Source organism: Amycolatopsis kentuckyensis, from assembly GCF_041679295.1.
GTDB classification, from domain to species: domain Bacteria; phylum Actinomycetota; class Actinomycetes; order Mycobacteriales; family Pseudonocardiaceae; genus Amycolatopsis; species Amycolatopsis kentuckyensis_A.
Map to the genome: position 1 here is coordinate 340,010 of NZ_JBGDMD010000003.1, position 12,649 is coordinate 352,658.

7 protein-coding genes are annotated in these 12,649 nt (G+C 73.1%); 3 read left to right on the top strand and 4 right to left on the bottom strand.

Going from position 1 to position 12,649, the window contains the following annotated elements:
- Positions 1 to 195: 195 nt before the first annotated feature.
- From ACERZO_RS13240 to ACERZO_RS13250, 3 genes are read right to left on the bottom strand one after another with little or no spacing between them, the layout of a single operon-like run.
- Positions 196 to 909, bottom strand: a complete 714-nt coding sequence (locus tag ACERZO_RS13240; protein ID WP_372664907.1) for a glycosyltransferase — start codon at positions 907 to 909, stop codon at positions 196 to 198.
- The gene (locus ACERZO_RS13245) at positions 906 to 2,147 is read right to left on the bottom strand and encodes a PIG-L family deacetylase (RefSeq protein WP_372664908.1); all 1,242 of its coding nucleotides are present in this window, start codon (positions 2,145 to 2,147) and stop codon (positions 906 to 908) included. The genes ACERZO_RS13240 and ACERZO_RS13245 overlap by 4 nt, the downstream gene beginning before the upstream one ends.
- The gene (locus ACERZO_RS13250) at positions 2,144 to 3,100 is read right to left on the bottom strand and encodes an acyl-CoA dehydrogenase family protein (RefSeq protein WP_372664909.1); all 957 of its coding nucleotides are present in this window, start codon (positions 3,098 to 3,100) and stop codon (positions 2,144 to 2,146) included. Before ACERZO_RS13250 ends, ACERZO_RS13245 begins: the two co-directional genes overlap by 4 nt.
- 53 nt (positions 3,101 to 3,153) lie before the next feature.
- On the opposite strand from ACERZO_RS13250, the gene ACERZO_RS13255 reads away from it, so the two are divergent.
- Entirely contained in the window at positions 3,154 to 4,125 is a 972-nt protein-coding gene (locus tag ACERZO_RS13255; protein ID WP_372664910.1) for a magnesium transporter CorA family protein, read from the top strand.
- Here ACERZO_RS13255 and ACERZO_RS13260 read toward each other — a convergent pair.
- The gene (locus ACERZO_RS13260; protein ID WP_372664911.1) at positions 4,120 to 5,274 is read right to left on the bottom strand and encodes an NAD(P)/FAD-dependent oxidoreductase; all 1,155 of its coding nucleotides are present in this window, start codon (positions 5,272 to 5,274) and stop codon (positions 4,120 to 4,122) included. The two genes, ACERZO_RS13255 and ACERZO_RS13260, sit on opposite strands and share 6 nt — an antisense overlap.
- Positions 5,275 to 5,715: 441 nt before the next feature.
- Here ACERZO_RS13260 and ACERZO_RS13265 point away from each other — a divergent pair, with 441 nt between their 5' ends.
- Positions 5,716 to 10,266: a HAMP domain-containing protein gene (locus ACERZO_RS13265; RefSeq protein ID WP_372664912.1), complete on the top strand. Its 4,551-nt coding sequence runs from the start codon at positions 5,716 to 5,718 to the stop codon at positions 10,264 to 10,266.
- Between the two features lie 4 nt (positions 10,267 to 10,270).
- Positions 10,271 to 12,643, top strand: a complete 2,373-nt coding sequence (locus ACERZO_RS13270) for a SpoIIE family protein phosphatase (protein ID WP_372664913.1) — start codon at positions 10,271 to 10,273, stop codon at positions 12,641 to 12,643.
- Positions 12,644 to 12,649 lie beyond the last annotated feature (6 nt).

Genomic DNA, 12,649 nt, shown 5'->3' on the forward strand with positions numbered 1-12,649 from the left:
ACAACCTTTACGAAGAACCTCTACAAACGCGAATGTGCAGGTGCGGTGGGGGCGGCGGTCGCCGGGCCGCGCGGGAGGCGGGGCTGTCGCGAGCCGGCCGGAGACCCGGCCTTGCAGCGCGCGGGCGGCGACCCCGGCCGCGCGGCCGAGGCCCTGCCGCTTGCGGGCGTCGACCCGACCGCGAGCCGGTTCGGCTCAGGCGACCGTGTCCTCCGCCAAGCCGCGCAAGAGCGCCGCCAGGCCGTCCGGGGCTCGGCCGACCAGCCTCGCGCTCGTCACCACCGGCGCTCCCGACTCGTAGCACCGCCGGAAGCCCGCCTGCCCGAGCCGGCGCCACAGATCGTGGTCCTCACCCGTCGCCCGGGCTCCGAAGCCGCCCACCACGTCGAACGCGTCCGCGCGCACGCCCAGGTTCGCTCCGTACACCGACCCGTGCCCCTCCGCCGTCCGCGCGCGGTCCAAGACGTGGTCGTAGTGCGCCAGCGCCCGCGCCGACTCGGTGAACGGCTCCGACAACTCCGCCGTCCCCGCGATCGCGTGGTAACCCTGGCGGGCCCGGGCCACGTGCGCCCGCGCCCAGCCCGGCGTCACCCGCGTGTCGGCGTCCGTGCTCAGCAGCAACGTCCGGGACGGCGCGGGGAAGCCGAGCGCCGCCCGCACCCGCGCCACGCCCAGGTCGCGGACCTCGCCCACCGTCCGCGCCGACCGGGAGACCACCACCACGCCGGGCACCTCACCGAACGCCGCGCGGGCCACGTCCGCCGTCGCGTCGCCGCACCGGTCCGCGACGACGCAGACCGCGCGCGCGACCGGGAGCCGTCGCAGCGCGAGATCCACCGCGCGCACGCACGCCCCCACCAGAGCAGCTTCGTCCCGCGCGGGCACGACGACGCCGACCGCCGTGATCACCGGCGCCTCAGCACGTGCAGCAGGAACTCCTCGTCGGTGTGCGCCACCGACGGCTCGAACGCGGGATGCGCGAGCAGCTGCGCGTGGGCGTCCCGGCCGTCGCGAGGAGCCTCCGGCGCCCACGGGAGCCAGTGCACCGCCAGCAGGTGCCCACCGGGACGCAGCGCCGCCGCGGACGCCTCGATCGTGGCGGTCAGGGCATCGTCGGCCAAGTAGTACAGAAGCTCGCTGTAGACGACCAAATCGACCGGACCGGCCGGGAGCGCGGACGGCACGGCTCCGATGTGGACGTCCACATGGGACAGGTCGGCGACGGCGGCCCGGGTGCGCTCGACCGCCGCGGCCACGGGGTCGAACGCAACCACGCGATCGGCCCGCGCCGCGAGGTCCCGGGTCAGCGCCCCGACACCGCAGGCGGGCTCGACGACCGTCCCGTAGTGCTCGTCGGGCAAGCACGCCAGCACCATCGCCCGCTTCCGCCGCTCGTACCACTTCGTCGCGACCGACCACGGGTCGTCCGCGGCCGCGTACAGCGAAGCGAACCGGCTCACCGGCGCCGACGTCCGCGGCGGCTCGCGGAAGAACACCTCGCTGCCGCCGGAAAAATGGGCCAGCACCTCCTCCGGCAGGATCGGCTCTTCGCCGCGGGGACCGGGCTTGAGCTGCGAGGTGAACGTCGCGATCGCCGCCGCCTTGGCGTCCCGTTCCGCCTCGGTGAGCCGCACCGACCGCGCCCGGGGCCACGGGATGACCGGGTCGTCGCGACGCAGCCGGTGCCACAGCCAGATCGGGTACGACCAGCACTGCGCGGACACCGGCGCCGCGGCCAGCGCGGCCCGGGCGACGGCCTGGTGGTCGGGGTGCGGGTCGTCCGGCCACGGCAGCAGGCACAGGTCGTGCCCGTCCGCGTGCGCGCGCACCGCCGCGGTCAGCTCGTCGCCGCAGGACGCCAGGCCGGAATCGGGCAGCCCCAGCCACACCGGCTCCACTTCGGACAACCCTTGCGCCCGCAGGGAATCCCGCAGTTCGCGGCGCCGGGTGCGGCCCAGCTCACGCCGTTCGTCCGCCCCCGCCGCGGGGAAGGCCGCCTCGCCGTCGGTCGCCACGACGAGCGTGACCGCCGTGCCGGCCGCGTGCAGCCGCTGCAGGAGGCCGCCCGCCCCGAGTGTCTCGTCGTCCGGGTGCGCGGCGACGACGAGCGCGCGCTCGAACGGCTCCTCCGGCCAGTCCGGGATCATGCCGCGCCCAGGACGGCCCGGCCGAGCGCGGCGAGATCGCGTTCCGCGTGGTGCTGCCGGACGTACACCGGCAGGTCGGCGACGCGCTGGGCGAAGCGCCGGTCCCGGCACGCCGGCGTCGGCCCGGTCACCTTGAGGGCCCGTTCCAGCACCTCGACGGCGGTGCGTTCCGCCGCGGCCCGGCAGGTCCCCGCGACCACCTCGTCGAAGCCCGCGCTCGCCGCGCGCGCCAGCACCGCGTCCGCGCAGCTCAGCGCGGTGTGCATCGCGCCGACGTGCGCCAGCTGGTGATCGTCGGCGTCGCCGCGTTCGCGCAGGTAGGCGAGCACGCCGTCGACGACGCCCGCCGCGCCGCCGAGCCAGACGGCCGCGACACCGGCCCCGCCGAGCGCGAACCCGGGCCGGGCCACGTACCAGCCGGCCGGCCCGACGAGCGTGCCGGGCACGCCATCGAACACCACGTCCCCGCTGTCGGAAGCGTCCATCCCGACGGCTTGCCACGCGTCCGGGTGCCGCCGGACGCGCGGGTCGGCGAGATCGACCTCGACGAGCCGGTCACCCGCGGCGACCAGGGCGCGTTCGAGCAGGGACAGCCCGGAGCAGAACCGGACCGTCCCGGTGAGCGTGTCGCCCGTCAGGACCGCGCCGGTGCCACCGGACTTCGCCGCCCACACGCCGTAGAGCGCGCCCGGCGCGGGGGAGCGGCCGGCCTCGGCGAGGATCGCCACGGCGTCGGTGTGGCCCTCGGCGAGCCGGGCCAGGGCCAGGTCGCGGCGGCCGAACGCGGCGAGGGCCGCCCACCGCTCAGCGGTCCGCTCGCCACCGGGCAACGGCAGGTCGAGCGCGCCCGCGGCGTGCAGCGACCGGAGTTCCGCGCCGACCACGGCGGTGGTGCGTGGCGACGGCAGGGGTTTCGGCGGGGTCTCCGCCAGCAGGGCGTTCACAAGATCCACGAGTACCCGTTTCCGGCGGGGTTACGCGGGCGGGCGCCCGGGCACCCGGTGGCATGACGAAAACCCGGGCCTACCGCGACGGCGCACTGCTCAAGGAAGACTTCCCGGTGGCGGACGTCTCGGACTTCCTGGCCGAACCGGACACCGCCGTCTGGGTGGATCTCCGTGAACCGTCCGAATCGGACCTGGCCGAGCTCGCCGACGAGCTGGGCCTGCACCGGCTGGCCGTGGAGGACGCGGTCCAGGAGCACCAGCGGCCCAAGCTGGACCGCTACGACGGCCACGCGTTCCTCACCGTCTACGCGGTCCGGTTCGACGCCGCGAGCGGGCGCACGAAGAAAACCGAGCTCGCCGTGTTCATCACACCTCGCGCGCTGGTGACCGTCCGCAAGGACGACGGCTTCGACATCGAGGGCGTCACCCGCCGCTGGGACCAAGCGCAGGACCTGGCGAAAACCGGGGTGCCCTTCCTGCTGCACGGCCTCCTCGACCACGTCGTCGACGGCCAGTTCGACGCCGTCCAGGCGCTCGACGACGAGGTCGAGGAGCTGGAGGACATGGTGTTCGACGACCGCCCGGACACCGCCGAGCTGCAGCGGCGCTCGTTCCGGTCACGCAAGAACCTGACCGCGCTGCGCCGGGTCGTGGGACCGGTGCCCGAGGTCGTCGGTTCGTTGATGCGGCCGGACCTGAAGCTGGCCGACGACACCACCCGCCCGTACTTCGAGGACGTCCGCGACCACGCGCGGCAGGCCGCCGAGCAGGCCGAAGCGCTGCGCGAACGCCTCACGACGGTCCGGGAGACGCAGCTGAACCTGCAGAGCGACCGGCTGAACCTGATCATGAAGAAGGTCACCGGGTGGGCCGCGGTGATCGCGGTGCCCACCGCGGTGACCGGCTTCTACGGCCAGAACGTCGCGTATCCGGGCAACGGCACGACGGTCGGGTTCTGGGTTTCGACGGTCGTCATGCTGGTGCTTTCGGTCGGGCTGTACGCGCTTTTCAAGAAGCGGGACTGGCTATGACTCCGGGACCGGCGCACCGCGCCGGACCAGGTCCTGGCCCTGCTCGTAGTCCTCGTCGGCTTCGTGGGTGAGGACGCCGACCGCCTTGCCGTCGCGCTCGTACCAGATGGTGAAACCACCGTCGTCCCGCGGCAGCGGGCGGGCGCGATCGAAGCCGTCGCCCCAGGCCGCGTACTTGAGCACGCGGTCGCCGATCACCGACCAGAAGCCGGGCACCTCGGCCCACGCGGCGTCCGCGCCGGCCGCGGTCCGCCCGGCCACCTCACCCATCGCGAGGCCCTCGCCCCAGTGCTCGACGGCCAGCGCGCGACCCGCCGCCGGGTTGTGCGCCAGCGCGACGTCGCCCGCCGCGAGCACGCCGTCCCGGCTCGTGCGGAGGTGTTCGTCGGTCCGGATCCGGCCGTTCTCGATGGTGAGCCCGGCCGTTTCGGCCAGCCCGATCCGGGGCCGGATGCCGGTGGCGAGCACGACGAGCCCGGCGTCGAGGATCGGCACCAGGTCGGTGCGGACGCGGTAGCCGCCCTCGATCGACAGCAGCTTCGTGCCGCGAAGCACGCTCACACCCTCGGTTTTGAGCCAGCGCAACAGGAACCCGCCCGCCTCGCGACCGAGCCGCTTCTCCTGCGGGACGTCGTCCGGGCAGACGACGGTCACCTGCAAGCCGAGCCGGGAGAGGGAAACCGCGGCTTCGCAGCCGATGAACCCGGCGCCGACGACGATCGCGCTGCGCACGCCCGAGGCGGCCTCACGCAGCTCACGGGAGTCGGCGGCCGAACGGAGGGTCCGGACGTCCGGGTGGTCGGCACCCGGGAGGTCCGGCCGGGCGGGTTCCGCGCCGGTGGCGAGCACGCAGGTGGTGAACGGGTGGACCGCGCCGGCGGCGGTCCGGACTTCGTGATCGCCCAGTTCGGTGACCGGGTCGCCCAGCGTGACGGTGATGTCGTGCTTCCGCTCGAAGTCTTCGTCCAATGGCGTCAGTTCGGGTTCGCCGCGGAGGAATTCCTTCGACAGCGGCGGGCGTTCGTAGGGCGGGTCGGGGTCCTCGGTGAGCAGGCGGACTACTCCGGTGCCGCCCGCTTCCCGATAGGCGCGGGCCGCCGACACGCCCGCCGGTCCGCTTCCGATGACGACCAGGTTCTCGGCATCCATGCCCGCGGGGTACCCACTGGGGCGCGGGGGAACCGGCGAGGACGCCGCGGTGGTCGAGCGGAGGTCGCGAATCACGCATTCGCGACCTTGGGGTCCCCCAATGAGTCGTTCGCGACCTCGCACCCCGCGCTCGTCCACAGTGGATCGTCCATTGTAGACGCCAAAAGCGCGCGCGAAAGCCGGCGGTGACCCTGCCGGAGTGCGGGGTGCCGCCGTCTGGGGCGCGTTCAGCCGAATGGGTCAACGCGGCCGAATGGCCTGCGGGGAAAGGAAAGGCTTTCGAGCACCGCCTCGGGCGCGCGCGGACACGGGCGCGGCTGGTTGCTCAACCGTTGCCCTTCAGCATAGTGCAGCTGCACTATGCTGGGCGATCCGGTGTGCTCGCCGGGACGGCGCCGGGGCGCCGGCAACCGAAGGAACGGGTGGCGGATGGGTGGGGCAATGGTCGAGGGGACGCGCCCGGGTGCGGGTGCGGACGCTTCGGGCGTCGGCGAGGCGGGGGAGCAGGAACTGCGCCGCCTGCTGGCGGGCCTGACCGCGGTCCGCGACGGCGACTTCGGCATCCGGCTGCCGGGCGGCACCGACGGGTTGCTCGGTGAGATCGCGACGGTCTTCAACGGCATGGCCGACCAGCTGTCGCTGTTCACCTCCGAGGTCACCCGCGTGGCCCGCGAGGTCGGCAGCGAGGGGCAGCTGGGCGGCCAGGCGAAGGTCCCCGGCGTGTCGGGCACGTGGAAGGACCTCACCGACTCGGTGAACGCGATGGCCGGCAACCTGACCACCCAGGTCCGCGACATCGCCCAGGTGGCGACCGCGGTGGCCAAGGGCGACCTGTCGCAGAAGATCGACGTCGACGCGCGCGGGGAGATCCTCGAGCTGAAGGACACCGTCAACACGATGGTGGACCAGCTGTCGTCGTTCGCCGACGAGGTCACCCGCGTGGCCCGCGAGGTCGGCAGCGAAGGCCGGCTGGGCGGCCAGGCCCAGGTGCCGGGCGTCGGCGGCGTGTGGCGCGACCTCACCGACTCGGTGAACTTCATGGCCGGGAACCTCACCGACCAGGTCCGCAACGTCGCCCAGGTGACGACGGCGGTGGCCAAGGGCGACCTGTCGCAGAAGATCACGGTCGACGCCCGGGGCGAGATCCTCGAGCTCAAGAGCACGATCAACACGATGGTGGACCAGCTGTCCTCCTTCGCGGACGAGGTCACCCGCGTCGCGCGAGAAGTCGGCACCGAAGGCAGACTGGGTGGCCAAGCCGACGTCAAGGGCGTCTCCGGCACCTGGCGCGACCTGACCGACTCGGTGAACTTCATGGCGGGCAACCTGACCGACCAGGTCCGCAACATCGCCCAGGTCGCGACCGCGGTGGCCAAGGGCGACCTCTCCCAGAAGATCAACGTGACCGCCCGCGGCGAGGTCCTGGAGCTCAAGGACACGCTGAACACGATGGTGGATCAGCTGTCCGCGTTCGCGGACGAGGTCACGCGCGTGGCCCGCGAGGTGGGTACCGAGGGCCGGCTGGGTGGCCAAGCGGACGTCAAGGGCGTGTCCGGCACCTGGAAGGACCTCACCGAGTCGGTCAACGTCATGGCCGACAACCTCACCGCGCAGGTCCGCTCGATCGCCCAGGTCACCACCGCCGTCGCCCGCGGCGACCTCTCGCAGAAGATCCGGGTGGACGCCCGCGGTGAGATCCTGGAGCTGAAGGAGACCATCAACACGATGGTCGACCAGCTGTCCGCGTTCGCGGACGAGGTCACCCGAGTGGCTCGCGAAGTGGGCACGGAGGGCAACCTCGGCGGCCAGGCCACGGTCCGCGGCGTGTCCGGGACCTGGAAGAACCTGACCGACAACGTCAACGTAATGGCGTCCAACCTGACCGGCCAGGTCCGGTCGATCGCGCAGGTCGCGACGGCGGTCGCCCGCGGCGACCTGTCGCGGAAGATCACCGTCGAGGCCAAGGGCGAGGTCGCGGCGCTGGCCGACGTCATCAACACGATGGTCGACACGCTGTCGGCGTTCGCGGACGAGGTCACCCGCGTGGCCCGCGAGGTGGGCACCGAGGGCATGCTCGGCGGCCAGGCCCGCGTGCCGAACGTCGCCGGCACCTGGAAGGACCTCACCGACAACGTCAACTCGATGGCGAACAACCTCACCGGGCAGGTCCGCAACATCGCCCAGGTGACCACCGCCGTCGCGCAGGGCGACCTGACCCGCAAGATCGACGTCGACGCCCGGGGCGAGATCCTCGAGCTCAAGACCACGATCAACACGATGGTCGACCAGCTCTCGGCGTTCGCCGCGGAGGTCACGCGCGTGGCGCGCGAGGTCGGCAGCGAAGGCCGCCTCGGCGGCCAGGCCGAGGTCGAGGGCGTGTCCGGCACCTGGAAGCGGCTGACGGAGAACGTCAACGAGCTGGCCGGGAACCTCACCCGGCAGGTCCGCGCGATCGCCGAGGTCACCAGCGCCGTCGCCGAGGGCGACCTGACCCGCTCGATCACCGTCGACGCCTCCGGCGAGGTCGCCGAGCTGAAGGACAACATCAACTCGATGGTGGAGTCGCTGCGCGAGACGACGCGGGCGAACCAGGAGCAGGACTGGCTGAAGTCGAACCTCGCCACGATCACCGGGCTGATGCAGGGCCGCCGCGACCTCGCCGTCGTCGCGGCCGCGGTGATGGACGAGCTGGTCCCGCTGGTCAACGCCCAGTACGGCGCGTTCTACCTGGCCGACGACACCACCGAGGTGCCGGAGCTGCGGCTGGTCGGCGCCTACGGCCACCCGGACGACGGCGACGGCCCGGTGGTGCGGTTCCGGGTCGGCCAGTCGCTGGTCGGGCAGGCCGCGCGCAGCCGCCGCCCGATCGCGGTCGACGACGTCCCGCCCGGCTACGCCACCATCTCCTCCGGGCTCGGCAGCACCGCGCCGGCCGGCCTGATCGTGCTGCCGATCGTGGTCGAGGACCAGGTCCTTGGCGTGCTCGAACTGGCGTCGGTGCACGGCTTCACCCCGGTGCACCGGGCGTTCCTCGAGCTGCTGATGGAGCAGATCGGCGTCAACGTCAACAGCATCGTCGCCAACGCCCGCACCGACGAGCTGCTCGGCGAGTCGCAGCGGCTGACCGCGGAGCTGCAGGCCCGGTCCGAGGAACTCCAGGCGCGGCAGGAAGAACTCCAGTCGTCCAACGCCGAGCTGGAGGAGAAGGCGGCGCTGCTGGTCACGCAGAACCGCGACATCGAGACGAAGAACCTGGAGATCGAGCAGGCCCGCCAGGAGCTGGAGGCCCGCGCCCAGCAGCTGACGCTGGCGTCGAAGTACAAGTCGGAGTTCCTGGCCAACATGAGCCACGAGCTGCGCACCCCGCTCAACAGCCTGCTGATTCTCGCCCAGCTGCTCGCGCAGAACCCGACCCGCAACCTCACCGCCAAGCAGGTCGAGTACGCGGGCATCATCCACTCCGCCGGGTCGGACCTGCTGCAGCTGATCAACGACATCCTCGACCTGTCGAAGGTCGAGGCCGGGAAGATGGACGTCACCCCGGAGCAGGTGTCGCTGCGCGGCCTGCTCGACTACGTCGAAGCGACGTTCCGGCCGATGACCTCGCAGCGCAACCTCGACTTCCGGATCACCGTCGCCCCCGGCTCGCCCGCCGAGCTGCTCACCGACGACTCGCGCCTGCGGCAGGTGCTGCGCAACCTGCTGTCCAACGCGGTCAAGTTCACCGAGGTCGGCGGGATCGAGCTGCACATCGAGCCGGTCGACGCCGACACCCTGCCCCGGCCGCTGCGGGTGCACGGGCCCGCCGTCGCCTTCCGGGTCACCGACACCGGGATCGGTATCGCCGAGCACCAGCTGGAGTCGATCTTCGGCGCGTTCCAGCAGGCCGACGGCACCACCAGCCGCAAGTACGGCGGCACCGGCCTCGGCCTGTCGATCAGCCGCGAGATCGCCCAGCTGCTCGGCGGGGTGATCACCGCCGAAAGCACGCCCGGCGAGGGCAGCTCGTTCACGTTCACGCTGCCGATCGCGCGGCCGGACTTCGCGCCGCTGCCCGCGGGCGAGCACCCCGGCACCGCCATCACGGCCGGCGACACCGGCAACGGCGTCACGACCTCGGCGCCGCGGTCCCACCGGCGGCTGCTGGTCGTGGAGGAGCGCCAGCACGGCCTGCTGACGCTGGTCGCCGAGAGCGCCGCCGCGGACCTGGCCGACAGCCGGGACATCGGCATCTCGCCGGCCGAGGTCGAAGTCGTCACCGCCGTCGGCACTCAGGAAGCCGCGGCCGCGCTCGCGACCGACGCCTACCACTGCGTCGTGCTCGACCTGGACCTGCCCGACCGCGCGGCGTTCGGGTTCCTCGACGCGATGCAGGGCGACAGCGCGCTGCGGCTGGTGCCGGTGCTCGCGCACAACAGCCGCCGCCTCGACGGCGAGCTGGAGCAGCTGGTGCAGTCCCGTGCGGACGTCCAGTCGCTGGAGGTGCTGTCCGGGCTGGACGAACTGCGCGAGCGGATCGCGCTGCACCTGTCGGCGGAGGAGCCCGGCGCGGTGCTGCCGCTGGTCCGCCCGGACGAGCCGGCCGCGCCGGTGCGGGCCGCCGACGTCGACACCACGCTGGCCGGGCGCACGGTGCTGATCGTCGACGACGACCCGCGCAACGTCTACGCGCTGACCGGGATCCTGGAGCTGCACGGCATGCAGGTGCTGCACGCCGAGGACGGCCGCAAGGGCGTCGAGACCGTCGCCGCGCACCCCGGCATCGACCTGATCCTGATGGACGTGATGATGCCGGAGATGGACGGCTACACCGCGACCGCGAAGATCCGGGCGATGCCGGAGCACGCCGGCATCCCGATCGTCGCGGTGACGGCGAAGGCGATGCCGGGCGACCGCGAGAAGAGCCTCGCCTCGGGCGCCACCGACTACGTGACCAAGCCGGTCGACGCGGACGACCTGATCGCCCGCATCAAGCGGCACGTGACGGCGTGATCGGGTGACCGCCGACGAGGAGACGCTGCCGGTGCTCGCGCCGCCGGCCGAGGTGTCCGCCAACCTGGCCCGGCTCGCCGACACCGTCGCGCGCCTGCGCGGCGAGGTCGACCACGCGCACGCCGTCGCCGACGGCCGCGCGCTGATCGAGCTGGCCAAGGGCGTCCTGATGGAACGCCTGCACTGCACGCCCGCCGACGCCGCGCGGCAGCTGGAGACCCTCGCCGGGCGGGCGGGGCTGACGCCGCTGGAGTTCGCCGCGGACGTCGTCGGCGAGGCCGCCGAGGACCGGATCAGCGAGGTGACGCAGGAGTTCCTGGCCCGCGCCGAAGGCGAGGACTCCGTCGCGGTCCGCTTGCGCACGGCCGAAAGCGGAGTGCTGGCGGCCGGCGACACCCAGCGCGTCGCGGAGTCCATTTTGGAGCACGCGCTGCGGCCGCTCGGCGCGACGGCGGTCGCGGTGTGGCTCGCCGGGCCCGACGGGTCGATGACCCTCGCCGGGTCGGCCGGGTTCTCCGCCGAGGAGGCCGCGCGCTGGCGGTACGTCCCGCCCGGCGTCGCGACCCCCGCCCGCAGCGCGCTGATCGAGCGCGACACCGTCTGGTTCCCGACCCTGGCCGGCGGCGGGCTGCCGTCGATCGGGCAGCACACGCTGGGTGAAGGCGGCCGGGTCGCGGTGCCCACCGGCACCGGCGGGCGGATCATCGGCGTCGTCGAGATGTGCTGGCCGGATCCGCTGCCCGCGGAGCCGGGGCGGCTGCGCCGGCAGCTGGAGGCACTGGCCGAGCTGTGTGCGCACACACTCGACACCTGGGACGGCGTGATCGCGCCGGTGGCGGCCGACGGATCGGGCGACTTCCTCGGCGAGCTGGTGGACTTCGTCGACGGCCTGCACGACCCGGCTGTGCTGCTCTCGCCGTGCCTCGACGGCGGCCGGCTGAGCGACTTCCGGATCCACCACGCGAACGTCCGGTTCGCCGACCCCGGCGGGCGGCCCCGCAGCCGGATCGTCGGCACCCGGCTGCTGGAGACCTACCCGCTGGCCGCGGAGGAGAGCGGCCTCCTCGACATGATCCAGCGGGTCTACGCCACCGGGGAGCCGTTCCGCGCCGACAGCATGGCGATCACCACGCTGGTCGACAAGGTCCCGCTGACCGTGCTGAGCGACATCAGCCTGACCCGGTTCGCCGGCAACGTGCTGCTGATCCTGCGCATCCAGGACGACGCGGCGAAGCTGGCGGTGCTGCTGCAGCACGCCCAGCGGCTCGGCCGGATCGGCGGGTTCGAGGAGAACGTCGTGACCGGCGCGATCACCTGGAACACCGAGCTGTTCTCGCTGTACGGCCTCCCCGCCACGGCGACGCCGCTGTCGCTGCACGATCTGGCCGCGCACGCGCACTCCGACGACGCGCAGGCGATCGGCCGCTTCCTGCGCGCGGTGCTGCACCACCGGCGCCCGGCGTCGACGGCCTTCCGGCTGCAGCGCTCCGACGGCGTCGCCCGGCACATCCGGGTGGTCGCCGAGCCGGTCGTGGACGGCCGCGGCGAGCTCGTCGCGGTCCGCGGGGCGTACCAGGACGTCTCGGCGCAGCACTGGACCGAGGTGGCGCTGGCGGCGACCCGCGACCGGCTGGCGGAGACCGAGCAGCAGGCGATCGAGCGCAACCGGCTGGCGCTGCAGCTGCAGCACGCGATCATGCCGCCGGCCAAGGGCCCGATCGACATGCCCGGCCTGCGCGCGGCGGTCCGCTACCGGCCGGCGGAGAAGGAGCACCTGGTCGGCGGCGACTGGTACGACGCGGTGGCGCTGCCGACGGGCGAGGTTCTGCTGTGCGTAGGCGACGTCGCCGGCCACGGCATCGACGCGGCGACGGGCATGGTGAGCCTGCGCAACGCGCTGCGCGGCCTGGCGGCGACGGGCGCGGGACCGGCGCAGCTGCTGACGTGGCTGAACCTGGTGGCCTACCACCTGACCGACCACGTGACGGCGACGGCGGTGGCGGCGGTGTACGACCCGGCGCACCGCAAGCTCCGCTGGGCCCGCGCCGGCCACCTGCCCCCGATCGTCCGCCACCACGACGGCGGCGCGACGACGCTGCCGCTGATCCGTGGCCCGCTTCTGGGCGCGGTCCGCGACGTCACCTACGAGGAGTCGGTTGTCCAGCTCGGTGAGGGCGACATCCTGCTGATCTACACGGACGGGTTGATCGAGCGGCGGGACCGTCCGGTGCAGGAGACGGTGGCCCGGCTGGTGTCGCTGGTGAAGGGGCATGACGGTGAGTTGGAAAACCAGCTGGACACGCTGCTGACCTACAGCACGGCGGACACCGACGACGACACGTGCGTGGTGGGCATCGAGGTCCGCACGACCTCGTGAGTGAGA